15 protein-coding genes are annotated in these 26,598 nt (G+C 52.5%); 2 read left to right on the top strand and 13 right to left on the bottom strand.

Annotated elements, in window-relative coordinates; all coding sequences use genetic code 11:
- Position 1: 1 nt before the first annotated feature.
- The 3 genes from BP71_RS09645 to BP71_RS09635 form a co-directional block, all read right to left on the bottom strand.
- The gene (locus BP71_RS09645) at positions 2–442 is read right to left on the bottom strand and encodes a VOC family protein (RefSeq protein ID WP_496378514.1); all 441 of its coding nucleotides are present in this window, start codon (positions 440–442) and stop codon (positions 2–4) included.
- Positions 443–516: 74 nt separating this feature from the next.
- Positions 517–1,248 (bottom strand): DUF6597 domain-containing transcriptional factor, encoded by a 732-nt coding sequence (locus tag BP71_RS09640; RefSeq protein ID WP_496378513.1) that lies wholly within the window; start codon positions 1,246–1,248, stop codon positions 517–519.
- A gap of 1 nt (position 1,249) precedes the next feature.
- Positions 1,250–2,752, bottom strand: coding sequence for an arylsulfatase (locus tag BP71_RS09635; protein WP_496378511.1), 1,503 nt, complete (start codon positions 2,750–2,752; stop codon positions 1,250–1,252).
- A gap of 155 nt (positions 2,753–2,907) precedes the next feature.
- Between BP71_RS09635 and BP71_RS09630 the strand changes: the two genes are divergently transcribed.
- Both BP71_RS09630 and BP71_RS09625 read left to right on the top strand, forming a co-directional pair.
- Entirely contained in the window at positions 2,908–4,653 is a 1,746-nt protein-coding gene (locus BP71_RS09630) for an ABC transporter ATP-binding protein (RefSeq protein ID WP_496378509.1), read from the top strand.
- Positions 4,637–6,394 (top strand): ABC transporter ATP-binding protein, encoded by a 1,758-nt coding sequence (locus tag BP71_RS09625; protein WP_496378507.1) that lies wholly within the window; start codon positions 4,637–4,639, stop codon positions 6,392–6,394. The genes BP71_RS09630 and BP71_RS09625 overlap by 17 nt, the downstream gene beginning before the upstream one ends.
- Before the next feature lie 134 nt (positions 6,395–6,528).
- Here the strand turns inward: BP71_RS09625 and BP71_RS09620 are convergent, their stop codons facing one another.
- From BP71_RS09620 to BP71_RS09575, 10 genes are all read right to left on the bottom strand, one after another.
- Positions 6,529–7,524 (bottom strand): GRP family sugar transporter, encoded by a 996-nt coding sequence (locus tag BP71_RS09620; RefSeq protein ID WP_496378505.1) that lies wholly within the window; start codon positions 7,522–7,524, stop codon positions 6,529–6,531.
- A gap of 160 nt (positions 7,525–7,684) precedes the next feature.
- Complete coding sequence (locus BP71_RS09615) at positions 7,685–8,992, bottom strand: phthiocerol/phthiodiolone dimycocerosyl transferase family protein (RefSeq protein ID WP_496378503.1); 1,308 nt, start codon at positions 8,990–8,992, stop codon at positions 7,685–7,687.
- Positions 8,989–10,275, bottom strand: coding sequence for a condensation domain-containing protein (locus tag BP71_RS09610; RefSeq protein WP_496378501.1), 1,287 nt, complete (start codon positions 10,273–10,275; stop codon positions 8,989–8,991). Before BP71_RS09610 ends, BP71_RS09615 begins: the two co-directional genes overlap by 4 nt.
- Positions 10,272–11,567, bottom strand: a complete 1,296-nt coding sequence (locus tag BP71_RS09605; protein ID WP_496378499.1) for a condensation domain-containing protein — start codon at positions 11,565–11,567, stop codon at positions 10,272–10,274. Before BP71_RS09605 ends, BP71_RS09610 begins: the two co-directional genes overlap by 4 nt.
- Positions 11,568–11,570: 3 nt before the next feature.
- Entirely contained in the window at positions 11,571–12,773 is a 1,203-nt protein-coding gene (locus BP71_RS09600) for a glycosyltransferase (protein WP_496378497.1), read from the bottom strand.
- The gene (locus tag BP71_RS09595; protein WP_496378495.1) at positions 12,766–13,962 is read right to left on the bottom strand and encodes a glycosyltransferase; all 1,197 of its coding nucleotides are present in this window, start codon (positions 13,960–13,962) and stop codon (positions 12,766–12,768) included. Before BP71_RS09595 ends, BP71_RS09600 begins: the two co-directional genes overlap by 8 nt.
- Positions 13,963–14,106: 144 nt before the next feature.
- A complete protein-coding gene (locus BP71_RS09590) occupies positions 14,107–14,910 on the bottom strand; it encodes an alpha/beta fold hydrolase (RefSeq protein WP_496378493.1) in 804 nt (267 codons plus the stop codon).
- A complete protein-coding gene (locus tag BP71_RS09585) occupies positions 14,901–15,200 on the bottom strand; it encodes an acyl carrier protein (RefSeq protein ID WP_496378491.1) in 300 nt (99 codons plus the stop codon). Before BP71_RS09585 ends, BP71_RS09590 begins: the two co-directional genes overlap by 10 nt.
- Positions 15,188–19,477, bottom strand: a complete 4,290-nt coding sequence (locus tag BP71_RS09580; protein ID WP_496378489.1) for a beta-ketoacyl synthase N-terminal-like domain-containing protein — start codon at positions 19,475–19,477, stop codon at positions 15,188–15,190. Before BP71_RS09580 ends, BP71_RS09585 begins: the two co-directional genes overlap by 13 nt.
- A 34-nt stretch (positions 19,478–19,511) precedes the next feature.
- Entirely contained in the window at positions 19,512–26,528 is a 7,017-nt protein-coding gene (locus BP71_RS09575; protein ID WP_496378487.1) for an SDR family NAD(P)-dependent oxidoreductase, read from the bottom strand.
- Positions 26,529–26,598 lie beyond the last annotated feature (70 nt).

Genomic DNA, 26,598 nt, shown 5'->3' with positions numbered 1-26,598 from the left:
GTTATAGATGATCGATGGGCGCATGCCGGATCACATTCCCTGCTGCGTCGATCGGAATGTACAAGTTGTAGCAAACTTCCCAGATATTTCCCTCCACATCGGAAAACAGAAAATAACAGCCCCCGATAGCAGGTTCTGTGGGCTCCTGGATGATGCTGACGCCTTTGGCTAGCAAATCATGATAAATATCCTCTACCTCCCGGCGTGAATTGACCATGTATCCCAGATTGAACGGCCGGAATCCCGTACCCTCGGGGCTCGCATTGTTGAATTTCGCAAGATCTTTCCGCCCATACAAACCCAGCAATATGCCATTCAGTTTGAAGAATACAATGTCCTGGTTGGCAGCTTCGATATGCCACCCCAGCGTTCCGGCGTAGAAGTCCCGTAGTTTTGGCAGATCGTCCGCTGCCAGCATCAATACGCTCATTCTTTGTTCCATCATCATAGGTAATTTGTTGATGGAGCAAAACTAATGGCTGCCGGGCAGGTCGTGTTTGGAAAAATGCGACAAAATCAGAGCAGCGATGGGACGACGCCCGCGTATTTCCGGATTTCGTTGGTTAAGTGGGCATGATCATAGTAACCTGCTTCCAGTGCAATGTCCAGGAGCGCATGCCGGTCGCTGGTTTTGATCAATTGCAAAGCATATCTGAATCGGATCACATTGATAAATTCCTTTGGACTTAGGCCTACGTATTCCTTGAATGCGCGCTGTAATTGGCGTACGGTCGTGCAGTGGTTTTGGGCGAGGGTGGTGACCTCTATCATGCCGTTTTTGCTTTCTATTTCCCCGATAACCGGCATCAGGCGGGGCAGTGCCCCATGCAGTCTTTTCAGGAGAAACTCGTCGAGACATACCTTCGGCGAAATGTCCGTACGGTGGAGGTCCGGAGCGAGTTTGTTATCGAATTCGACGGTCAAATTGGTAAACTCGTGCAACGGTCCGTATCGGTAAAAAGCAGAAAAGCCAGCCGGCCTGAAACGTATGCCGATCAGTTGGGAATGAGGCGAAACGGTCGAGTCGATGCTGTGCGACATCGTCCCGACGAGATAGCTCTGCTCGCTTTTCATGAAAAAGCCATTCGCGTCGGGCAACTCGTCGTCGCCGAGGTTGACGATAATATCCACACAGCCATCCGGCAGAATGCTTTGGACGGTCGCAGGCATTCCGTCGCCCCTAAACTGCCAGTAGGCATCGATGTAAGGCGTCAGGGCGGGGTGGGGGCGATATTCGACATAGGCCATATCACTTCGTGCTTGCTGCGATCACCGGCATTACAAACTGCCAGGCAGGCACTTCGGTTTCCCGGTGTTCTTTTTTTACAATATCGTCAAATTGCTTTAAAATATCAGGCCGCTGAGCGGCGACATCGGTCGTTTCGCTACGGTCGGTTTTGAGATTGAACAACTGCCAGCCATTGCCTGGATTTTTACGGAGGTCGGTCTTGACGCCCTTCCAGTCACCCATTCGGACGGCGATCTGTCCGCCTTTTTCAGGGTATTCAAAGTACAGATAGGCGTGTTGCCGTTGTTTGTTTTTCTGTCCCAGCAGCTCAGGAAGCAGGGAAATGCCGTCGGTAGGCGGTGTTTTTTGTCCGGTTAATTCGGCTAATGTCGCCAGCAGGTCGAACTGGGCGGAAATGTGGTCGCTCACGCTTCCGGCCTTGATCTTACCCGGCCAGCGGGCGATGAATGGTTCGCGGATACCACCTTCGTACACATCCATTTTCAGCCCACGCAATCCGGCCACGCTGTTGAAGAATTTCGCATCCACTCCTCCATTGAAAGTAGCACCATTATCGCTGCTGAACATGATGATCGTATTGTCTTCCAGTCCCATGGCCTTGATTTTGTCCATCACGATTCCCACCTGTTCGTCCAGAAATGTGATCATGGCGGCGTAGGTGGAAAGCGGGTATTTGGTGGAGACATAACCTCTTTCGCCATAATAGGGCTTCTCGTCGAACTGGCCTACATATTGTTTTACAAATTCATCCGGCGCCTGCAACGACACGTGTGGTACTGTGTAAGGCATATAAAGGAAAAATGGTTTGTCCTTGTTCTTTTCCATGAATGCCAGTGCTTTCTCGGTCATTTTCAGCGGGGCATATTCTTTTCCCTTGAAGGACTCGAAGTCGGCGTCGGTAGCGGTAGCCGGGTTCAGTTTCCGGTGAACGTCCTGCCAGGGTTGTGCAAGGGTGTCCCAGCGATCATTTTCCCAGAGGTGCGAGGGGTACTGGTTATGGGCCTGTTTCTGATCGAGATAGCCATAGTAATAGTCGAAGCCCTGTTTACTGGGGGCCCCTTCAGTGTTGTTCATTCCCATTCCCCATTTACCGGTGAGCGCGGTAGCATAGCCTTTTTGTTTCAGCAATTCGGCTACTGTGAATTCTCCGGCGGGCAGCGGCATTTGTCCGCGTTCTTCCTCGTCCTTAAAACCACCCAGTTCAAGATTCCCGCGGATGGCCGAGTGGCCTGCATGCTTGCCGGTCATGAGCATGGCGCGGGCGGGGGCGCATACGGGTGTGCCGGTGTAATGCTGGGTGAACCGCATACCTTCCCGGGCGAGACGGTCGAGGTTGGGTGTTTTGATCTTTTGCTGTCCGTAGCAACCCAGTTCACCGTATCCGAGGTCGTCTGCATAGATGTAAATGATATTCGGGCGCTGCGGGTCTTTCGGTTTTGGTGGCTGGTGTGTAAAGGAAAGGCCTGCCAGGCTGGCGGCGAGAAACAGGGTCAGGTTGGGCATAAAGGTTTGGGTATAGGATAAAGGTCTGCTGCGGGCAGTTTTCAAAGATAAGGGGGAGGGCAGTTATTCTGTTAAATTCCGATAACAAATGCATTGTGTTTCCCGAAACCTCCGGGTTCGTGTATATTTACGGACTTATTCAAAACTAAACCCGCATGTCCGAAAAAGCCAAACCCGGAGCACCCAAACAGCCGGGGATATTCAGCTTGCTGGCTCCATATAAGGGGTTGATCGTGTTATTGTTACTGTTTGCGTTGCTGGGCAATGGGATCAACCTTTGGTTACCCACATTAATCGCCGACGGCATCGACGATTACACCCATCAGCGCTTCGACCTGGAAGGCATTCTGATTGAATTTACCATTTCCGTGACGCTGGTGTTTGTTTTCGGGTACCTTCAGAGCGTGGTTCAGACCTATGCCTCGGAGAAGGTGGCACGCGACCTGCGCACGAAGCTCTCCGACAAGATCTCACGCCAAAGCCATGCATTCATCGAGCAGACCAACCCTTCGAAACTGCTGACCAACCTCACAGCAGATACCGATTCGATCAAGCTGTTCGTATCCCAGGCTATCGTTTCCATTGTTTCATCCATTTTCATCATCATCGGGGCGAGTGTCCTGTTACTGAGCATTAACTGGAAACTCGCATTGACGGTCATAGCCATTATCCCGATCATCGGGGGTACTTTTTTCCTAACCTTAAAAAAGGTCCGTACGCTCTTTGTTCAAAGCCGTGAAGTGATCGACTGGCTCAACAAGATCATCAATGAGAGTATCCTGGGTTCCGCGCTGATCCGTGTGGTCAATTCCCAGCAACTCGAGTATGTCAAGTTCCTGGAAGCGAATACCAAGGCGAAAGGCTTCGGTCTGGCGATTCTGAACCTGTTTGCCGGGCTGATTCCTGTAGTGACATTTACGGCGAACCTTGCGGGGCTTACGATCCTGGTACTCGGGGGGCATTTCGTCATCGAAGGGGATATGACACTGGGAAGTTTTGCGGCATTCAACAGCTACCTGATGATCCTGATCTTCCCGATCCTGGTCATCGGGTTCATGAGCAACATCATTGCCCAGGCGACGGCCTCGTTTCAGCGGATTTCTTCTGTTTTGAATGCGCCGGACCCCGTGGAGAGTGGTGCTTCACAAGAGCTGTTGAAAGGGAATACCGAACTTCGGAATGTGACGGTTCGCTATGGCGAAAAGCCTGCGCTCAAAGATATTAACCTGTCGGTGCAGGCCGGGTCCCGGATCGCGGTGATCGGGCCAACGGCAGCCGGCAAGACACAGTTGCTCTACCTGCTCACCGGTCTCATCGCGGCGCAGGAAGGGAGCGTTACCTACGACGGCAAGCCCATTGATTATTACGATAGTGAATCATTTCACAGGCAGGTGGGCTTTGTGTTTCAGGATAGCATCATTTTCAACATGAGTATCCGTGAAAACATCGCATTCAGTACCACCGTAACAGACGAATCCCTGCAAAAAGCCATTGACACCGCCGAACTGACGGCTTTTATCGAAGGCCTGCCGGATGGGCTCGATACGATCGTTTCCGAGCGTGGTTCCAGCCTTTCGGGCGGACAGAAACAGCGGATCATGCTGGCGAGAGCATTGGCAGTGAACCCCAGGGTGCTGCTGCTGGACGATTTTACGGCGCGCGTGGACACCAATACCGAAAAGAAAATCCTGGCCAATGTGGAGCGCAACTATCCGGGGACCACACTGATATCGGTAACGCAGAAAATTGCGGCAATCGGGCATTACGACCAGATCGTCGTGCTCATGGAAGGTGAGCTCATCGGATGCGGTACGCACGAGGAGCTGATGCATACGAGCCCGGAATATGTGCAGATTTTCAATTCGCAACAAAGTACCAGCAACTATGAATTACGATCTTAACAAACTTTCGGAACAGCAAGCCAGGACCTCTACCCGCAAGGCGCTGGGAAAGTTGTTGAAGCTGATTTCACATGAGCGTGGGAATCTCGCACTGGCGCTGGGTGCGATCACGCTGAATACGGCCGTCAACCTGCTCGGCCCGTATCTGATCGGCCATGCGATTGACCAGTATGTAGTGACCAAACAGTTTCACGGACTGCTCGTTTTCGGGGGGATTCTGCTGGGCATGTACCTCCTGGGATTGCTCACTGCCTATCAGCAAACGAAACTCATGGGCGGTGTGGGGCAACGGTTGTTGTTCACGCTCCGGAATGCTATTTTCAATAAGTTGCAGCAGTTGCCGGTCGCATTTTTTAACCAGAACAAGGCGGGTGACCTCATTTCGCGTGTCAATAACGACACGGATAAACTGAATCAGTTCTTTTCCCAATCCCTGATGCAGTTTGTAGGAAGCATTTTTACGATGATCGGAGCGGGGATATTTCTCCTTGTCATCAACGTGAAACTGGGCGCAGCCACGCTGGCCCCGGCTGTGGTGATCCTGATTTTTACGATGCTGCTTTCGCCCTGGGTAAAGGCAACCAACGCGAAGAATCTGAAAAGCACGGGCGACCTCAGTGCCGAAATTCAGGAGAGCCTGAGTAATTTCAAGGTGGTGATCGCATTCAACCGGCGCGACTATTTCCGCCAGCGTTTCCAGGTTGCTAACCTGGGGAACTATCGCACAGCGATCCGCGCCGGCCTGGCCAATAACATTTTTCTGCCTACCTACTCGTTTTTCGCCAACATCGCACAGCTGATCGTGCTTTGCTACGGCATCCATCTGATCGCCGCCGGCGAGTTCAGCGTGGGCTTGCTCGTCAGCTACCTGGCCTATGCTGCCAATTTTTACAATCCGTTACGGCAATTGGCGGCATTGTGGACCACATTTCAGGTCGCGATGGCGGGCTGGGACCGCATTTCGCAGATCCTGTCGCTGGAAACGGACCTGGTTCCGCTGGCAGAAACGACCCGGGAAACTGACAGTTCATTGCTGGAATTCCGGAATGTACGTTTCGGCTATGACAGCCGTGAAATCCTGCACCAGGTCAATTTCAAACTTGAACGCGGTAAAACCTATGCATTGATCGGTCCGACCGGAGGCGGAAAAACGACCACGGCTTCGCTGATTGCGCGCCTTTATGATCCGAGGGATGGTACTGTACTGCTCGATGGGCGGGATATCCGCACCTACACGCCTGAGGAGCGCAGCCGCAAGATCGGTTTCATATTGCAGGAGCCCTTCCTGTTTACAGGTACCATTCGCGATAACATCCTGTACGGTAACGAGCAGTTTAAGGGTTATTCCAACGAGAAGATCGAGCAGGTGATCCGGAACGCCAACCTCGGCGAAATTCTGGCATTGTTCGAGCATGGCCTGGACACAAAAGTGTCGGCAACGGGCGATAGTACAAGCCTCGGACAGAAGCAGCTGATCGCATTCATGCGTGCCGTGCTGAGAAGCCCGGAGTTGCTGATCCTCGACGAAGCCACAGCCAACATCGACACAGTGACTGAAAAACTGCTCGGCGACATCCTGAAACAACTTCCCGAAACTACTACCCAGGTGATCATCGCACACCGGCTCAACACCATTGAAAACGCCGACGAGATCTTCTTCGTCAATTCCGGCGAAATCAACCGCGCCGGTTCCCTCGATGATGCGATGAATATGTTATTAAGGGATAAAAGATCGAGTTAGGAGATTTTTTTATTGCTTTGAATTGCCGGATCAATGGCATCAGTGCAAAATACATCGCGTGAAAGCCCTATTAGATAGGAAGTAATTATTTGATTATCAGACGCTATGTTTGTATAGCCTTCATTTGGGTCATGCTATCTTGAAATTACAATTAATATGAGCCCGGCGAAAAACGATAACAACATGATATGAAGCAAGAAAGGCGTGCCTTTGGGAGCAGTTTTGAATTCTTTCCAAAAATAAATCCCCCAAATAGAGGCTACTACGATTGCACCGGAAGCTAACCCATATGAAATAGCAGTTCCGGCTTTATCAGAAGCAATAATGCTAAAACACATTCCAATACACCATATCGACCCGCCTGAAATTCCTAAAAGGTGATTTTTGATACTTCCCTTAAAATAATCAGCAAAAGCAACGGGAGTACCAATAAATGGTTTGAACATAATGAAAGTGTTGAAAAATATGTTGCTGACAAATACACCCAATGAGAAAATAAAAGTGGCGGAATAGGGGCTAAGTTTGCCTTCAATAGGGTTATTGAAATCCGGAAACATCGAGTTAGCGACATATTTGAAGAAAAGCCCCATTAAAATGCCACTCATAATGGATATGAATAGCCCTTTTGTTGAACTGGAAGTTGCCTTGTCATCCATTCTTTTATAAGCAACAGCATTAAGCAGAATAGCAATTACAATAAGAAAGACCCCTGAGAAAAGTAGATAGACATTTCCTAATGGGATGTCTAAATAGTTAACAATTACACCAATTACTAACGCTAAACCCGAGCCCGCTGAAAATGCTACGGACATTCCGGCAATAGATACCGCAGCAATAAATAGAATATTGGCGACATTGAAAATAACTCCTCCTAATAATGCACTACTGATACTTCTCATATCTGCTTGTTGAATATCAACAATAAAACTTCGCCCTTCTGCTCCATAACTGCCAATAGTCAAAGCAAAAATGAGAGACGTTATTAATATGCCCAAAGCATAGTCCCAACAATAAAGTTCAGCTCTCCAGGTCGAAGTGACAAGCTTCTGGGTGTTCGAACTGGAACCCCAGGAAATCATTGTAACAATGCAAAACAAGACGGCAGTAGAGTAACTTTCAATGATGTACATTTAGGTTTTAGTGTTATTTCTTGGTTGACTATAATTTTGGCGTTAATCAATAGTTTTAGGTGTGTATGCAGGGTGCTTACACTTGTCGCCAACTCATAAATATGCTTTATTTTTTGCTTTCCTGAGCATTTCAGTGAATTCAAAAAGCTACGGTCCCTCCTTACCTGGTGAGATTTTCTCCTGAAGACGAAGGTAAAGAAGCATTGACATACAGATCCTTCATCAGCAAGTGCATGGCTTCGCCGCATATTTTTTGGGCTTCGATCTGGGGAAGGAAACTTTCGTGGGAGCAGAAGGAAAAATCCATTTGTCCGTTGTAGGTGCTGATCACCAATGTGTTGCTGTTGCGCCAGGGGAATCCCACGGAGGGGCTGTGAATGGCTTTGACTTTAAAAGACCGGAAGTCCGAAGGGATGTCGAGTACTCCCATGTTGGAGATGGTAACGTCGTGGCTTCCGCGTGTGCTGCGCATGTGCCGCAGCAGTGCGCCTGTTGACGAGTGAAAATACTCGGTGATGAACAGCATTTCGGCCGCATTCAATTTGTCGGCTTTTTGAACCAGGCTTTCTTTCATTTTCCGCGCTTCCTCCCAAAGGTTGCTATCAGCGCTGTTGCCTGAAAGTGATAATTCGACGATGGGCGCGAATGCAAACAGGTGATCACGACCAATCAGGGGCAGGTAACGCCGGATATCGACAGGACTGATAGCCTTGTTCCGGGCCATTTTACCTCTTACCGACCGGTGGGCCAGCAAAGAAGCGGCGCATAAGGCAGCCTGCACGGATGTCTTTTCGGCTTTGCATTTACGTACCAATGCACGGGTCGTATCCACATCCAGCGGGCCGGTCAGGAAATAAAAACCGCCTTCCCGATCGGCGGGTCTGGGGTTGAGGAAAGTGAAAAATCCTTTTGCCAACCATGAAAACAAGGTTCCTTTGAAACGGATCGATTTGCTGTTGCGGATTTCCGGGGGGACCAGCTCACGGATTGATTGAAACCCTTCATAAGGTTCCAACACGGTATCAGGCTGATCCAGTGTAATGAGCAACTCGCGCATGAGGGTGACGAAACCGGATCCGTCACACACACAATGCGGGCACACAAGCAGAAAATCGGAGATATCGTCGGATTTCAACCAAACCAAACGCGCGGGCGGGTCGTTTGCGAGATCGAAGGAAATGATCCATTCGTTCAGACTGATTTCCTGCCATTGCAGGTCGGATGTCCGCGGAATAATGTGTAAAGGAATGGGGGGAATGGCGGTATTGGTAACGAAAGTTGGGACTTTTGTCTTTTCATGACGGACATTGACGCGAAGTAGCGGATGTCGTTGTTGTAGTTTTGCGAGGACATTTGTGATCTGTTCAACGGTAAAACTTCCTTCCACAGTGGCGGTAAAAACGCAGTTGACGGGCGCATGCCCGTCGGCATACATAATCCGCTCTCCGACGATCATGGGTCTGTTCATTTCAAGTCCGGGCTGATAAGAGGTTCGGGAATGGGTAAATGCCGTTGGAGTAACAGCATGGCTTGTCGGGTAATGGAAATGGCGTCGTCGTAGGAGAGATAACCTTCTTCCGAAGTAAATGCAAAATCCATCCGGCCGCCAAAAGTGGAGACTGACACTTTGGATGGATTACCCATCGGGAACCTTGAAAACGGACTATACACGTCTGTGACCCTGAGATCTCCATAGTGATCGTTCAATGGGATCCTTCCCAGGTTGGCAAAGGCGAAATCGTGGTCGCCTTTGCCGGCTTTGGCGTAGCGGATGCTCTGTGGGTAAAGGGGCAGAAGGTGTTTCGTAAAAAAAAGTATTTTCTGGGCATTCGTCTTTTTTATATGCCGATATAGCTTGTCTCTCAATGAATTGGCCTGATCGCGGAAGCTTTCCGTGTCGGCGGGTGTGCTGAGTCCGACCATGGACGGGAATGCGAAGAGATGGTCTCTGTCGATACCGGGTATGAAGCGGCGCATGTCTACCGAAGTGTACATTTTGCCGGTCGTGGGTACATTGCGGGCATGTCCGAAGGCGCGCATGAAGACGAGCGTCAATGCGGCGTTCAGATTGATGTCCTGATCCTTGCATATGGATAGTAATGCACTGGTTTGGAAAGCATCCAGTTTCCACCGGATGGTGTAAAACCGGTCTTTTCGTACCACATTCATGCCCGATACTGTTAGCAGGAAGATTTTTGTGATCGTTGCTAGCGTCCTGGCAGCGAGCCGGTTTACGAGACTTTCCCTGATCGCTGTACCTACCAGCGCTTCGGGAACAAAAGGGAGGTAAGGTTCCAGTTCTTTGCCGGGGTCGGCGAGGCATTCCAGGAGCTCACGCATAAGGGTTATGATGGACGTGGCGTCGGCAATGCAATGATGGCAGACGATCAGGAGCTCGGACACTTCATGTGCGCGTACCCACACGAGGCGTGCAAGCGGAGCATAGGGCGCGCTGAAGGGATTTTTCCACTCGGTGTCCGCTTCGACTATCCACACTTCCTCGGACGACCGCGGAACAATCCGCACCGGGATGGGCGCAATGGCGGGCGGTGTGACGTACCAGGGGATGCCATCGATGCCGGTTTCTATGATTACCCGGAGAAAAGGATGTTTCCGCTGGATTTTGTGCAATACAGTCCGAATGGCATTCTCGTTGAGGCGTCCTTCGACTGTTACGGGAAAAACCACATTCACCGGTGTATCAGGGCCTGCGTACATGGAAGCTTCCAGGAATTCCATCTTTCTTTTCATAGGCGCACGGGTTCAGGAACGGGCACGGTTTCGAACAGGATCTCCATGGCTTTTTCACGGATTTTCAGGGCTACATCGCGTGGCATGAATGCTTCGTTGGAAACAAAGGAGAAATCCATTTGTCCGCCAAATGTAGTGGTGATGATGGTGTTCGGATTGGCGAACGGGCCGATGACCGTCGGGCTGTATATGGTTTCGACCGCAAAACCCCGGTATTGAGCAGGGATGTCGAGTTTGCCCATATTGGAAAACATAAAATCGTTACCCACTTTGGCATAGGTCAGAAACTTGCGCAGCAGGTGTACCGACTCGTGTGAAGCCTCCATGTTCATGGTAAATTCATAGGGATTCAGCTTGGCCATTTGTTTGGAGACATGTGTTTGAAGGGCTTTGGCTTTGGCCCAGAATCCGTTTCCGGTCGATTGGGCGAGACCGATGTTCAGCGCCAATCCGTATGAAAACAGCATATCGCGTTTCACTTCCGGCATATAGCGACGAATATCGACCGGGCAGGTAGCTTTACCGTGGGCTCCCGGTCGCTGTATCGTTTTGAATGCTTCCAGCAGTGCGAGCCCGATTGCTGTATTGACGGTTACACCTTGTTTTTTACAATAAGCAAATAACGTGGCCGACTGTTCCTTGCTGAGTTTCCAGTTGATCAGGTAATCGCTGGAACGCGGGGCTGGTTGTCGTTTTTTGGATATAAACAAGGAGCCTAGCTGCAACCCTGCATGCACGAGCCTGGCCAACAGTTTTGCTTTGAGCCGGTTACGGCCATTGTTCAGTATTTCATGAGGAACAAGATCGCTGATGGTTTCGAACGCCGGGGCTGTGCCCATTTCCGATTGCGGGTCATCCAGCAATGCCAGCAGGTCCGAAAGCATGGCTACACCCGATCCGCCGTCGCACATGCAGTGATGGAATGTCATGATCAGGTCGGAAACCCCGCCTGACCGTAGCCAAACGACGCGTAACAAGGGCCCGTTTTGCACGTCGAATGATGTCCCCAGTTCACAAACCGTCTCGCGGTTCCAGTCCTCGTCGCTTGTTCGGTCCACGATCCTGAGCGGGATGTGGGGTGTTTTTGGAGGAACAAAAAAATACGGCCTGCCCGCAGCGTCTTCTCCAATGGCCGTGCGCAACATGACATACTTCTCCTGCAAACGGGTCAGCGCGATGGCTAACCTCACGGGATCGATATCCCCTTTGATTTTCAGGGCGTACACGCCGTGAAATGGCTCCGTCCCGTCGCCATAAAGCACCCTTTCGAGGAATAGCAGGTTTCGCTTCATCGGCTAAGCGTTTTCTGTAATTCGGCTGCTGAACGCGAAATTTTCCAGCAGCGACACCGCTCTGGCATTGCCGCCCGCAGCCGTGAATGTATCCCGCACGTGCATGGCCGCCCCACGGTAGCCGGGATTGGAAAGCAGCTCCTGCATGGCACTTTTGAGATCTGCTACCCGTAGCCTTTTGTATCTGAGTTTGATGCCGCAGCCTGCTTTTTCGATGAGGGAGGCGGTATGGAAATGGTCGTAAGCAATGGGGGTGATCAATATTGGCAGGCCATTCATGAAGGAATCATTCACCGTATTGAACCCTCCGTGACAGATCACGGCGTCCATTTTCGGAATGATTTCAGCCTGCGGGACAAATCCTTGCACGATGAAATTGTCCGGCCACTCTTCGATGACCGATGGGTCGGTGGCGGCAACGATCGTCAGCGGCTCGTCGGCGAATGCTTCGATGAGTTTCTGAAAAAACTCTTTTCTGATATCGACCAGCAATGTGCCCAGCGACACAAATACCTTGGGTGTTGTGGCTTTTTCAAGCCGTTCCCAATCGAACGGGATGTCGTTGGGGCGCCCTTTTACCGGTCCTACAAACTTCATATGCGGGTCGGGCTGCGGGAAACCGGCGAATTCTTTTGATGTGAAAACAATATTCATCTGATGCGAATGGATCACGAAGTCGTCGGTGTAAATGCCCAATTCGCGTTGCAGACCTTTGATGAGGTTTTGCTGCCATTCGAAGATTTTGGGCGCTGATTTGGCCGTATCACCCATTACATCCGGCGGCACGGGCGTTGTGGTGACGCACGGAATTCCTTTGAGATAAGCACACAACGCACCGGCGAAGGTAATACAGTCGTTGACGATGACGTCCGGCTGGAATTCATCGGCGATGCGCGACACGCCGGGCAGCATGATCCGCGCAAACGGGATATAGGTTTCTTCCAGGGCCAGCTTCATCACCTCCGGGCCGGATAGGGAAGGGCCGTCGTCCTGTCGTTGTAGGATGCCGGCAATTTCTTCCTGGTGTTGAGCGAGTTCTACTTCAGGGAGGATGTAGCGGCCGCCTTCGGGAATATGTTTGTCGGAGAGGGGGACAAGCCCTGTCCAGACTACTTCATGACCGTTGGCCAACAAACTGCCCCCGACGCTCAGGGTCGGACTGATATGCCCGAAAAAAGGGGGTACTACAAAAAGGAATTTAGCCATTCTGAAAAGCTTTTACAGGTATCTGGTCGAGCCAGGCCGCTGCGGTTCTGGTGCCTCCTGCTTCCTGGAAAGAGCTTTGGATGCGTTGCGCCGCCAGCCGGTAACCCGGATCGTTTAATATATCGTTGACCGCGGTTTTCAGGTGCGGTGCCTTAAAACGGTTAAAATTGAGCCTTACCCCGCACCCGTTCGCCACCACGCGCCCGGCTACATGCGACTGGTCATACGCAATAGGGATCACCACCAGCGGTAAGCCATTCGAAAGGGCTTCCGAAACGGTATTGTGTCCCGCGTGGCATACGACGCCATCCAGATGAGGCAGGAGTTCGAGCTGCGGGACACGTTGCTGAACTAGAAAATTGGAAGGCCACGATTCGAACAGGCTTTCATCCGACACCATAATTACAAATACCGGTTCATCGGCAAATGCCTCGATTACCTTCGAAAAGAAGTCCTTTTTTAACTGGTGATCGAATGTGGTACCGATGGAAATCAGGATTTTAGGGGCCGATTGGCGCTGTAATTTTTCCCAATCAAATGGAACATCCGCAACGCGATTGCTGATCACCGGGCCCGGGAAGCGATAGTATCCGGGTAATTCCATCTCGCCGAAAAATGCCCGGGAGGTGAAAACCAATGTCAGCAACTCCGAAGCTGCCAGGGATTTGTCGCCTTCGATGCCCAGCTCCTGTTGCAGGCCGACGATCTGTCTCACCTCCCATTCATGGATTTTAGGCAAGTCCTCCATCATCTTAACAGCCGCCGGCGCGGTTACCGATGTTACATATGGTATATCGGATAAATAAGCAGCCATGGCACCCGCAAAAACCTGATGGTCGGTGATGACTATGTCAGGCTGGTTTGCTCGCAGGATCTGCATAATGCCGTCGAACATATAGCGGTTCAAAGGAACAAGCACTTCCTCGTACAGGAATTTAATGCTTTCGATCCCGTACACGTTCTTTTTCGTAATGATATCCAGGTATTCCGCGTTGGCCTGTTTTTCGGAGTCGTCCTGATCGTATCGGATCAGCAGCAGCTGGCCCCCCGCAGGTAATTTTTCTCCCAACTTTTCGTCCAGGCTGATCCAGGCGACCTCGTGCCCCATTGCGAGGAGCTCTGCGCCCACGCTGAGCGTCGGGTTGATGTGGCCCGTGAGGGGCGGAACGATGAAGGCGTATCTGGTCATATCGGTGGCGGTGTGTCCCAAGGCTGAAGCCTTGGGTGGCTGTGTCTGTGTGCGTGTCTGTTTGTATCCCAAGGCTGAAGCCTTGGGTGTGTCTGTCTGAGTGTCTCCGCGCCGGGCTGAGGCTGGAGGTGGGCACCCCCCGGGTCAGTCGTAGCCTGCCTGAGCGTCAGCCACTGCCATCTCTGCTTGTTTTGCCAGGAACTTCATTAACTCTTGCCCGATCACTTCCGGTTGCTGCACAGGTACGTTGTGATCGCCCGGGGCCAATACCAGGGTCGCGTCGGGGATTCGGGAAGCCAGCTTGTGGCCCGACGGTACACAGTTGGACTCCCGGCCGTAAATCAGCAAGGTTTCGTGCGGAATGGCGGCGATGGCAGGGTCGCTGAAAAAGCCCTTTTCCGACTCCATATCATCCCGTATCGAGGTTTCGTTGAACAGAAATTCATACATACGGTGATTTTTTTCCAGCTGGCGCTTTCCGGCCATCAGGCGGGTGGTATCCGCGAAATTTTCGATGTAATGGATCAAAAACTCCTTGCTGTATGTGTCGATAATGGCCAGCGTTTCCTGTTCGCTGGGATCGGGCCCCTCGATAACAGCCAGCTTGCCGACACGCTCGGGGAAGCGGGCCGCCATTTTCAAAGCTACCAATCCGCCATAGCTGTAACCGGCCATATGCGCCTTTTCAACGCCGAGTGCGTCCATCAGGTTGCTGAGATCGTCGGTCATGGAAGTCAGGTCATAGCCCGTTTTCGACTTTTCACTCATGCCATGCCCTTTCATATCAAACAGCACCACCCGGTAATGTCGGGCCAGAATGGGGGCGATGTTGAAATAATAAACCGCCAGGTTGCTGAACATCCCGTGAATCATCACGATCGTTTCATACCCCCCGGGGTTGAGTTCCTGCACGTGCAGGCGGACGTTTGGCAAGGTGATTACTGGCATTCGCGGATATAGTTGATAATGTCTTCGAGTTTCAGCTGGATAATTTCGTCCAGGTCCATGTTGGAGAGCCAGCCGGTAAAATCGATATTGGAACCGTAATGGGTTTTGACTTTTTCGGAAAAAGCCACGATCTCGATGCTGTCCATTTCAAGGTCTTTGGTAAATGAGCTGGCAGGAGTGATATCCATCTCTTCCACAAACTCTTCTCCGATCACTTCGGTAATGAACTGGTTCAGTGTTTCAAAAATCTCCGCTGTCCCCAGCTTGTTTTCCTGTATCAGTTGGTCCATCCGATGATGTAATTAAAATGTTTGATTGTATTGATCCATGTACCCTGAATACGCAGGGAATCTCCTTTAATTTCTTCGATCTGGTAAGCTTTGGGATTGCCCATCAGTCCTTTGCCCAGCATTTTGCCAAAGGCTTCCTTGGCTACCCAGCTCCGGGTCATCCACTCGTCCTGATCGCGGTTTTCGAGCAATGCGAGTTCCGGGGCTGTAAATACGATCTCCGCGAAACCGGTACTCCGGGGTTGTATTTCTTCGATGTCGATGCCTACGGGTCCGGTATCACGGGCAATGGCCACGGCTTCCAGGTTTTTGTGTGCCAGTGAAATGTGGACACCTCCTGTCATGGGGCCGTCCAAAAAGGGTTTTCCCACTTCATCCGAACGGATTTCAAATTCGATGGGGAAGTAAGCTTCGTTACGCGCTCGCAACAGGAGCATACGGGTTGCGTCTTTGGCAGCCACCCGGCTGATCATCCATTCTTTTTTCTTGTTGGGCATCAGCGAGCGCTGGTACTTTTTTTCGGTCTGGTTGAAATACCTTTTCAAAATAAAATCCCACGATACGACACGCTGGTAGGCATTACGAAACAGAAATACACCTGGCGCCACTTCCTCCGAAAGCACATTCTGCAAAGGCGCCATCGATACATTCCAGAGCTTGTCGTCGATTTCCAGGCGGCGGTTCTGCCAGCCACGGATGATCGACCATACCTGGCCGTCTCTTTGAAGGATAAAATCGGCCGTCGCGAATTCGTCCGTCAGTTCGGTGAGCCGGCAGGTGCATTTGAAAATGCCCTTTTGGTCCTCCATTTCGCCATAGAACTCGACTTCATTGATTTTAACCGGAAATGCAATGCGGTCTTTCGTCAAAGTCAGTTGGAGCCAGAGGCCAAAGAGCTGTCCGGCATTGTCGAGGAGCGAACCTTTGCCGGCGTCACCGGCAATAAGGCCGGTAATGCCATTTTTCGCCACCTTTGTCACCGCCCTAATGCCCTGGTAGGCCGGGCCATGAAACATATTTTCGCGGTAGATCTGTTCAGGGGTAATGTGGATTCCCAGCGACGCGCCGATGTCGTAACCGGTCACTTCGGGAATGCCTTTCGTTTCCGAAAGCTGAACTTCCGCATTGGCATATTGATCCAGATCAAGGTAAACGCGTGACGGATTTTTCCATTCGCCTGTCACTGTTTCACGGAATGGCTGCACCACATTCATCCACTGGAATACCTTAATATGCATAATCTTCCGCACCCGCAGCTCCGGGGCTTGCTCCCGTGCCATATCCCCGAACAACTCGAAGATCATCGTCATAGGGATCACCGGGTCCATATCCTCCACGCAATGCCAGCCAGGCTTCTGTTTGAGCAATGAATGGTCGATGAGCCAGGGGCTGTTTTGCAGTGAAATGTCCAGTTGTTTTTTGAAAGGTAAGCGCTGTGCGGGAGCTTTGACGGGCACCGTTCTGGGCGCGGCGATACTCCTGTTCTGAATCAGTCCGGCGATTTCCGACTGGATATGGGCGATCTCATGCAAATTAGCGGCTAATGCCTTCATTACAGGATTAGCGACGTCGTCGAGTGCCAGTTCTTTTTTTGGTTCTTTGCGCACCAGGTTCCGGAGGGAATCCAGTTTGGTTACAAATGGCGACCCCAGTTGCAGCTTCACAGGCTTTCTGTTGACGGGTTGTTCTGTTTCAATGCCCATGAAAGCCAGATCAATGTTTTTCCCTTCCACAAACAATGCCGCCATTACGCGCTGCAATTGCTGTAGTCCGCCCCGGATCGGGACGTTGGATGCGATGGTGGCGTAGGCCTTCCCCTTGAGCGTATCGTCCACAAAACCGACCAGTCCGCCGGAGCCCACCTGGATGAACACCCGGACATTCTCCTGGTCGTACAGCTTTGTGACCAACTCACGAAAGCGAACCGGCTTCACCAGGTGTTCGATGCTCAATGCCAGTATTTCCTCCAACGATTCGGGATATGTGCTGAGCGTCGTAGCCGACCATAACGGAATGGATGTGGGTTGGAATTCCATGGTTTCCAGGCCGCCCAGTATCCGGTCCAGCTTATCCTTTACGAAAGGAGAGTGGAAGCCGGACTGGAACGGTAGCTGCTGATGGAAGATCTGTTTTTCCCGGAGGATTGCCGAAAAGTCTTCGACGGCTTCGATGGTTCCGCACAGGATCACCTGCTGGGGGCAGTTGTCAATAGAAAGGTAAATATCGGTCCGGCCTTCGAGGTCGGGTTTCAATTGGTCATAACCACAGCCGACGGCGAGGAATCTGGTGTTTTTTACTTCAAAAAGTTCCGGGTTGAGCCGGGTAAGCAGGTGGAGTACCGATGCCTCGGATGCCAGGCCCGACGAGCGGCCCGCCAACCATTCGCCCAGGCTGTGGCCTGCATTCATATCGGGTTTTATGTCCAGTTTTTTAAGGGCGGAGTCGAGTATGCGGCTCTTTTCGAGCAGGTTCATGGCGGTACTGAAAACGTGATGCCGACGATCCGCTTCCGCTGCTTCGAACCTGGGTAGTTTGAAATAATCGGCAACGCTGTCAATCTCACCGCCTGCGAGTCCATCCAGGCCCGGGAAAAGAAAGGCGGTTTTGCCCCCATTGGCCAGCAGTGGCTCGTGAGTATACCAGATATCCTGCTTGTTACGCCAGTGATTGTTTTTCGAAACTATTTTAATGGCCTTGGCAATGCGTTCAGGCGTAGGATCGAAGATTGCTACACGGTAGTTACCTGAGCCGGTTTCTTTTTCACTTTTTTCCAGCGCCTGGACTAATGCCTCGTGCGTGGGGCGCGCGAGGAGTAATACTTCGTCACGAGCCTGGGTTTTCGCGGCGCTATTTGTGACTTTTTTTTGATCAGGCAATACCGTACCCCAGCCTTCCAGCACCACGTGCGCATTAATTCCCCCGAAGCCGAATGCATTCACGCCGGCATAGCGGGGCAGTCCCGTCTGTCCCCAGTCGGTGAGTGCCTTTACCGGTTCGAAACGGGTATCGGCCAATGCTTCCACCGGTTCTTCGCAATGCAAAGTGGGGGGGAGCTGGCCGTGATAAAGTGCCAGTACCGTTTTAATTACTCCGGCAATACCCGCAGCAGGCATAGCATGCCCGATCATCGATTTAACCGTGCCGATACCCGCTCTGGTATCGCCCATCGGTGGGCCAAATACCGTGGCCAGCGTTTCCAGCTCGGTTTTATCACCCAGGGGTGTGCCGGTTCCGTGCGCTTCCAGGTAGCCGATCTGATCGGTGCTGACCCCGGCCATTTCCCAGGCCTGCCGTATCGCCTTCGCCTGCCCGTGTACGGTCGGGCTCATTACGCTGGCGCCGGCGCCGTCGCTGGATACGCCCACGCCCTGTATGACCGCATAAATTCGGTCACCGTTTTTCACTGCATCGGAAAGTCGTTTCAAAACAATGAAACCGCAGCCTTCGCCGATGAGCAGCCCGTCGGCGCGCTGGTCGAAAGGCCTGATCTGCTGATTTTTGGACAATGCGCCCAACTGATGAAAAATACTCCAGAATGGTGCATTCTGGCAGGCATGCACACCGCCGGCGATCATCATGTCGGCACGTCCGGAGTTCAGTTCCTGCACCGCATGGTCGATGGCGAGCAATGAGCTTGCGCAGGCCGCATCCAGCGTGTACGCTGTACCGCCCAGATCCAGGCGGTTGGCAACGAGTGAGGCGGTCAGATTAGGGATGAGGCCCATAGCCGTATCGGCAGAAAAACGACCTTTTTTTTGTTGAAATTCGCGTTTCACCTTTTCAAGGTCCTCACTTTTCAATTCCGGAAGGATTTCCTGCAGGACTTCGACGAGTTGCTGGCCTGTGCGCACGATCTCGATTGCACGGGTCGCGCCGGGGCCGGTATAATTGCCTTTACCGATGATAATGCCGGTTTTGGCAAAATTGGCCCCGTTGGAGAATGCGTGGGCATCCACCAATGCCTGATGTGCCAGGCTGAGTGTGAGCAGCTGTTCGGGCTCAATTCCTTCTACGGCAAGCGGCAGGATACCAAATTTTACCGGGTCAAACTCCGCGTACTGGTCTATAAAGCCGCCACGCCTGCAATAGAACCGGTCGACGGCCTCCGCGGCCGCCGGCCCATTTTCTTCAAAGAACAGGCTACCCATCCGGTTCTCCGGCACGGTCTCTATGGCATCCACGCCGGCACTGATGTTCTGCCAGAAGGCTTGCAGGTTGCCCGCCCCCGGAAATATCCCCGACATGCCGATGACGGCTATATCTGCATTTCTTTTCATGATGGTCGCTTAGCGTTCGATGCGTGGAGACGGATTACTCGGCCATGATCAATACCTGGCTTTCAGTGCCGTATTTCAGCTCATTGACAAACGTTTCCATACCGTCGCCCAGTGGGATCAGCGGGATGCCGCGCCTTTCATACTCCCTTTCAAGCGATGGCGATACCATGCCTGTTCCCTTCCAGGGCCCCCAGTTAATGGCGGTTACCTTACCCTTGATCTTCTTTTTCAGCTCCCACGCGTACTTGTCGAGCACGCTATTGGCCGCCGCATAGTCGGTCTGCCCACGGCTACCGTACACCGACGCAACGCTCGAAAACAGCGTCACGAACTGTACATCGTCTTTCAAATGCTCGGCCAGGACACGCAGCGGTGTTACCTTGGTGGACATGACCCTTTCAAATGACTCCGATGTTTTCTGCTGGAAGAGCTTGTCTTCCAGCAACCCGGCACCGTGGATGACGCCGTCTATTTTGCCGTGTTGACTGTATAATCCTTCCACTATCGCAATCAACGCCTTTTCGTCGCGCAAATCGAGCGAGTGGTAGGTTACCGTGGAGCCGTTGGCCTCCAGCGCCGCGATGGTACCGAGTATCTGGTTGGCTTTATGTATGTCTTCGGTCTTTTTCTCAATTTCTGCCGGGGTCTTGATCTGTCCCGAGGCTATGAGTTTTTTGCGGATCTCTTCCTTGTTTTTCAATCCGGCCAACGACTGGTCGGCGTTTGCCCGCGGGTCCGCCGAGCGTCCTACCAGCACATAATGGCAGGGGTAATCTTTGGAAAAACGCACGATCAATTCAGAAGTAATACCCTGCGCACCCCCTAATGCAAGTATGACGGATTTTTTGTCCAGATGAATGTCCGGATCGATGCCGGTAGGGATTTCCGAACGGATCAATTCCATCGTCTGACGCTTTGTGCCATTGTAAATCACCTCGCAAGGCTCGTCGGCATGCAGGATCTCGTTCAGGGTAATGTCCGCAATTTGCTCCCGGGAAAGCTGGGAAACGAAGCTTACGAGCCGGCATTTGGTTTGATCATATTCTTTATCAAGGCTTTTCAGAAGTCCTGCATATCCCTGGAAATGCCGCAGCAGCTTTACATCGGTATCCTTTTCGAGCGCACTTTGCGTATCGGATATGGTGTAGATCCATTTTACTTTGCTGAAATCAAGCTTTTTGATCAGCGAGAAGGATTCGATGATGGTTGGTTTCAGCCGTGATGTAAAAATATTGAGGATGATCAGCCCGTCAAAGCCCTGGAGAGCATCGTCGGGTGAGATAATGCTTACTTCGGCTCCGTTACGCTCGAAAAGATCCTTAACAGAGAATGCGACCCCGCCTGCATCGTCAGTGACGGCGAACCGCTTGCCTTTCAGCAGGGCCCGGTCGGGCGACGGTGTTGCCGATGGCGTCAGTTCAAAACGCAGACGCGACAGTTTTTCGCCAGGAAGTGTTTTGACAACCGGGGTAACATGCATGCTTTCTGCCTTCTGAATGGAATCCTGTGCACCTGACAAGGCCTCAGAGAGCCAGCCGATGAGCCCGTTCAGCGTCTTAATGGAGGCGAGTTTTTCCACCAGCTCTTCACCGCGTTCCTGGTAAATGAGGATTAGTCCGTCGATGTTGTTTTTCAGCTCTCCGATGATCTCCATGCGTTTGATAGAGTCGATACTCAGGTCCGCTTCGAGATCCATGTCCATGCCCAGCATTTCTTGCGGATAGCCGGTTTTGGCGCTGACGGCGTCGAGCAGTACGGATTTGATTCTGCTTTCCGGCCATCCTTCAATAATGCCGTCCTGCGTAATTGTCAGCTTGCTTAGCGGAACGGCCGTTTCCACTGGCGTCGCTTGTTCCTGGTGCTGCTGGATCCAGTCAACCAGTAAGCGAAGCGTTTTGATCGCCGCCAGCTGTTCGATCACCGTTTCTTCACTTTGCTGGCCAACTCCGAAGCCGCCAAGCCGCGTACGGAGTTCGCCTATGATCTCCATTCTTTTGATAGAGTCGATGCTGAGATCTGCTTCGAGGTCCATTTCCATACCCAGCATTTCCTGCGGATAGCCGGTTTTGTCGCTGACCACCTGCATTACCAATGCTTTTACGTCCGTCACAACCGGTTTCGGGGTATGATGGCGCGTTTCCTGCGATGCAACGACCTTTTCGATCACGATTGGTACCGGCGCAGGCACGGCGGGACCGCCGATCGAAGGGTCGTAGATTTCGATGTTTCCGGAAGGTGGCATCGATTGACCCAGGTAACCCAGCACCACATCGCGCTGCGCCTGAATGAGGTATTTGACGCTGTTGAGGTATTCATGCACTACACGCTCTGCTTCCGTACCACCCACCGGCACGGCGACAGGCTGCTGAAATGCTGCCAGTTTCAACGGAGCGGTAACCGGCATTGCGCCATGTGCAGGCAGCTTGCCGTGGAGTGGCAAGGCTATTTGGCCGTCGACGAGCCAGGTCGTGAGGCTCTTGCGGTATTGTTCCGGTGTGTCGAGGTTCAGGGCCTGTGTGCCACGGTCTTCGAATAGTTTATGCAGATCGATGTTTCTGCCGGTAGCCATGTAGCCTGCCAGCGTGTGCAGCAATTGTACGATACCCTGCTGATCCTTGTCTTCGGTATATAGGCAAATTTCGTCTTTGCCGAGAATCGATCTGGTCAATCCGGTCAATACTTTGCCGGGGCCGACTTCAATAAATATACGGGCGCCGTCCGCATACATCTGCGCTACTTCTTCCGAAAAACGTACCGGTCTGACCAGATGGTCGCCCAGCCGTTCCTTGATCGCCTCGGGAGAAGCGGGGTAGGGGGTCGCAGTCGTGTTCGACCAGACCGGGAGCGCGGGCTCCCGGAAGTTTACCTCTTTTAATGCATTCAGATATAAATCTTTCGACCCGGCGAGCAGCGGCGAATGGAACGCACAGGCCACTTCCAACTGACGGAATGATATTTTCAGCTCGCTCAATCTGGCGGTTAATTCCGCGACTGCCGGCGTGGTGCCGGCGAGGACCCATTGGCGGGGCGAGTTGTGATTGACAGGATAAATATGATTGATTTCCGAAACGATTCGGGTCAGCTCGTCTTCCGGACAGTTGACGGCCACCATAGCTCCCCGATCGTCGCCGATGGCATCCAGGATTGATTTCGCCCGTTTTTCGCTCAGCGGTACAAGCTGATCATCTTCAAAAACACCTGCAAAACACAATGCGGGCAGCTCGCCGTAACTATGCCCTGCCACCATGTCGGGTTGGATGCCGAAATCCCTGAGAAGTTGCGCGATAGCCAGGTCGGCAATGCCCAGCAGCGGTTGGGCTATCCGGGTATCCTTGATTTTCTCTTTTTGCTCTTTCGCCCGATGCTCGTCGAAAACCGCGTCGGGGAAAATGATCTGCTGGTACAATTTATGTTTTTTCAAAAGCTTGCGCATGCCCGGAAAAACCACGAACAGGTCCCGCGCCATATCAATGCGCTGACTTCCCTGTCCGGGGAACATGAATGCTACTTTTCCGTCAGAAGTTTTGGTATAAAAGATTCCCTTGCCCTCGCTGCCGGCTTGCGCGAGTTCGATCTTGGCCAATGCGTCGTCGTGGTTTTCGGCCACGATGCTCAGCTGAACAGGAGCCTCATTGTACAGGCTCAGGCTCAATGCCACATCCCGTAGCGAAACCGATTTGTTTTGCAGGATCTCGTGAGCAGATTCGAGTAGTTTTTGTGCTTCTCGAAGCGTTTCTCCACGGAACACCAACAATTCCGCGGGCCAGGCCTTAATGGAATTGCCCGTCTTCCTGCGCGGGCCATTTTCGATGACGGCGTGGAAATTGGTTCCTCCGAACCCAAAGGCGCTGATTCCCGCGACGCGGCGTTTGTCGGTCCAAAGGGCGGGTTTCGTCTGGAATGCAAACGGGCTGGTTTCCGGATTATAATAGGTGTTGGGTGTTTTCAGGTGAATGGTCGGGGGCTTAATGCCGTGGTAAACAGCGAGCGTCGCCTTGATGAGTCCGGCAAACCCGGCTGCACATTTGGTGTGCCCGATCTGCGTCTTGACCGATCCCAGGTGAGTCTGGCTGGTGACGGCGCCCGACGCCAGCATCATTTCCGTCAATGCGCTGAGCTCGGTTTTGTCGCCGACCACGGTTCCGGTACCATGCGCTTCCACGAGGCCGAGCTCGGCTGGGGAAATCCCCGCCTGATCGTAGGCACGTTCCAGTGCCTTTACCTGTCCCGATTTGCGCGGAGCAGTGAGCCCCAGGCTTTTGCCATCGCTGGATCCGCCCACGCCTTTGATGACCGCATAAATCGTGTCACCATCCCGCAATGCATCCTCTTCACGTTTGAGCACTACCATCGCTACGCCTTCGCCCAATGCGATACCGTCGGCTTCGGAGTCGAAGGTAGCGCAGCGGCCCTTGCGGGAGAGTGCGTGGGTGCTGGAAAACATGAGGTAGTCGTTGATCCCATTGTGCAGGTCGGCACCTCCGGCGAGCACCATTTCGGAGCGGCCGAGTATCAGTTCCTGGCAAGCCAGATCAATGGCAGCGAGCGAAGAAGCACAGGCCGCGTCCACCGTGTAATTTCTGCCGCCGAGATTCAGGCGGTTGGTAATACGACCGGATATGACATTTGCCAGCACACCGGGGAACGAATCCTCGGTCAGCTTCGGCAATGCGTCGTCGAGTTCTTTGGGTATTTCACCAAAAAACTGGGTGAACAGCGAGCGGAAACCGTAGTTGTTGGCCAGGTCATTACCGCCTTCCGCCCCGATGATGACGGATACATTGTCGCGGTTTACGTTTTCACCATAACCCGCGTTTTCGAGTGCCTGCTTCGCTACGAGCAAGCTCAGTAACTGGGTCGGGTCAATGGCGGCCAGCGATTGTGGCGGAATGCCGAACTCGACCGGATCGAAATCAATTTTGGGGATAAAACCACCCCATTTGGAATGCGATTTGCTGCCATCGGCGACGGTTGGATCGTAATACAATGCCTTGTTCCACCGGTCATCGGGCACTTCGGTGACCCAGTCATTGCCCGCCAATATGTTCCCCCAGAACTCCTCGATGTTGCGGGCGCCAGGGTAAATGCAGGCCATCCCTACAATGGCAACGTTTAATGCTTTTTTCTTTCTTCGTGGCGGAGCAGGGAGAGCGGCCTTGTCGATGAAATCATAATTGCGACAGGACACTTGTTCGTGGAGCTCCTGCATTGTCATTACCCGATCGAGCATGGCCGCAGCCTGACCGATCATGTACATGCCGCGGTCCATTTGTTCCTTCTGATTGATGGCGACCAAAGCATCGTTTTGCCGCTCGATTCCTTTTGCAGCGATGCGTAAGCGGCCCACATTCAATTTTTCGAGGCCTGCCCAGATCTCTTTTTTATCGACACCGGCCTGTTCCATTTTTTTCTTTTCCGCATTGAAATCCGCTGCGAAAGGAGAATCGAGGCAGCGCGTTTCGTGACCCGGGGCGGTTTCGAGCAAGATGGTTTCTGAATGTTCCAATGCCTGTGCCTGAAACTGCGGCAGGATCGCGCCTGTCGCGACGGCTTCCTGTGTGTATAGGTAAGCAGTGCCCATGAGCACGCCCGTTTTCACGCCCCGCGCAGCCAATGGTGCTATCATCACGGCGATCAGCGCGGTGGAGAATGCATCGTGGATCCCTCCCGCGAAAAAGACCTCGAGCTGATCTGTCTGCTCTTCCTGCAAGAGGCGGTTGATCTGTTTTTCCCACAAAACAAAACTTGATAGCGGCCCGACATGCCCACCGCATTCACGGCCTTCAAATACAAACCTCCTGGCCCCTTCTTTGAGGAACATATCCAGTAATGGCGCCGATGGTACATGCAGGAACGTTTTGATCCCTGCTTTTTCCAGCGGTTTTGCCTGGGAAGGCCGGCCACCGGCAATGAGTACCACCGGGGGTTTTTCTTCGAGAATGTAGCCCAATTGCTCGTCCCGTAACTCTTGGTCTGCAAAGCCGAGTATCCCTACGCCCCACGTTTGGTTGCCAGCCAGTTCCCGCGTTTCGCGGATCAGGTCGCGGGCTTGTTGGCCTTTCATCAGCGATAGCGCCACAAATGGCAACGCCCCCGCGTCGGCGACTGCCTTGGCAAACCCCGGAACGTCGCTGACACGCGTCATAGGACCCTGCGCGATGGGATAGCGCGTGCCTAATGCCTGAGCCAGGGGATTCTGCGGGGAAAGTGGGGTCAAATATCTGGCCTGGCGCAAATGCCCGTGCAGGGCCTCGCGGAACGCAAAGACCATCCTTGGTAGCTTTTTGTATTGTGCCACCAGGTCTGTTCCAATGGCAATATCTTGTCCCATAGGGAGATATGCCTTGTCAAGATCGAGTGTGTGCAAGTATGGGAAAAGGCTTTGGCGGTCGGGTTGCGCAGGCAGGACGGGGGAGTTGGGCCGTGCGAGTACCCGGAATCCGTCTATCACCCGGGTTTCGTTTCCGTTGAGCTTTTCGGTGATGGCTTTCAGGGACGAAGGCACTGAGCACTCGGGAAATGGCAGAAGTTGACTGTCTAGCACGACTCCGCGCGCGCCGAGCGCAATAACCGCGGCGGCGTTGTGGATACCGATTCCGCCTTGTACCCATACGGGTACATCGCTAACCTCCTTCATTATACGTTGAAAAAGAATAAAGGATGAATCGTTGCTGACAGATCCCGCCCCCTCATTTCCCTTGGCAATGATACCATATGCGCCGGCGGCTTTTGCCAACAGCGCCTCGGTGACGGTGCGGACCTGGTAAATAAGACGTACAGTATGTTCAGGATTAGGTAAAGTCAGACCATATGGTAAAATCGCTAGTGTAATTTGTTTTGTTAATGCAATGGATAGGGGTGTGTTCTCAGCGTAACAGACGCCAAAGGACTTTTTGCTTTTGGCTGACAACTTCTGTAATGCCGTTGTAGCGATTTGTTGATCCCTTCCAAGGTGGATTACCGGGAAAGCTCCCGATTCTGACAGCGCCAACGCAAGACTCACGTCCGGTCGCTCCAACGGTGTGACGCCGATAATTTCCAGGTTTTTCATAACGTAGTGGTTTTAGTAAATCTCTATTAATCCGCTCATTTTGAAGATTGTGGCTGGCAGGGTTAGGAGA

Source organism: Dyadobacter ginsengisoli DSM 21015, from assembly GCF_059568735.1.
Note: the sequence above shows the minus strand (reverse complement) of the source record. Positions and strands in the feature narration are given on the sequence as shown.

Coding starts and splice junctions, on each gene's coding strand:
- BP71_RS09645 (WP_496378514.1), bottom strand. CDS start 442: ATGGAACAAAGAATGAGCGTATTGATGCTGGCAGCGGACGATCTGCCA.
- BP71_RS09640 (WP_496378513.1), bottom strand. CDS start 1,248: ATGGCCTATGTCGAATATCGCCCCCACCCCGCCCTGACGCCTTACATC.
- BP71_RS09635 (WP_496378511.1), bottom strand. CDS start 2,752: ATGCCCAACCTGACCCTGTTTCTCGCCGCCAGCCTGGCAGGCCTTTCC.
- BP71_RS09630 (WP_496378509.1), top strand. CDS start 2,908: ATGTCCGAAAAAGCCAAACCCGGAGCACCCAAACAGCCGGGGATATTC.
- BP71_RS09625 (WP_496378507.1), top strand. CDS start 4,637: ATGAATTACGATCTTAACAAACTTTCGGAACAGCAAGCCAGGACCTCT.
- BP71_RS09620 (WP_496378505.1), bottom strand. CDS start 7,524: ATGTACATCATTGAAAGTTACTCTACTGCCGTCTTGTTTTGCATTGTT.
- BP71_RS09615 (WP_496378503.1), bottom strand. CDS start 8,992: ATGAACAGACCCATGATCGTCGGAGAGCGGATTATGTATGCCGACGGG.
- BP71_RS09610 (WP_496378501.1), bottom strand. CDS start 10,275: ATGAAAAGAAAGATGGAATTCCTGGAAGCTTCCATGTACGCAGGCCCT.
- BP71_RS09605 (WP_496378499.1), bottom strand. CDS start 11,567: ATGAAGCGAAACCTGCTATTCCTCGAAAGGGTGCTTTATGGCGACGGG.
- BP71_RS09600 (WP_496378497.1), bottom strand. CDS start 12,773: ATGGCTAAATTCCTTTTTGTAGTACCCCCTTTTTTCGGGCATATCAGT.
- BP71_RS09595 (WP_496378495.1), bottom strand. CDS start 13,962: ATGACCAGATACGCCTTCATCGTTCCGCCCCTCACGGGCCACATCAAC.
- BP71_RS09590 (WP_496378493.1), bottom strand. CDS start 14,910: ATGCCAGTAATCACCTTGCCAAACGTCCGCCTGCACGTGCAGGAACTC.
- BP71_RS09585 (WP_496378491.1), bottom strand. CDS start 15,200: ATGGACCAACTGATACAGGAAAACAAGCTGGGGACAGCGGAGATTTTT.
- BP71_RS09580 (WP_496378489.1), bottom strand. CDS start 19,477: ATGAAAAGAAATGCAGATATAGCCGTCATCGGCATGTCGGGGATATTT.
- BP71_RS09575 (WP_496378487.1), bottom strand. CDS start 26,528: ATGAAAAACCTGGAAATTATCGGCGTCACACCGTTGGAGCGACCGGAC.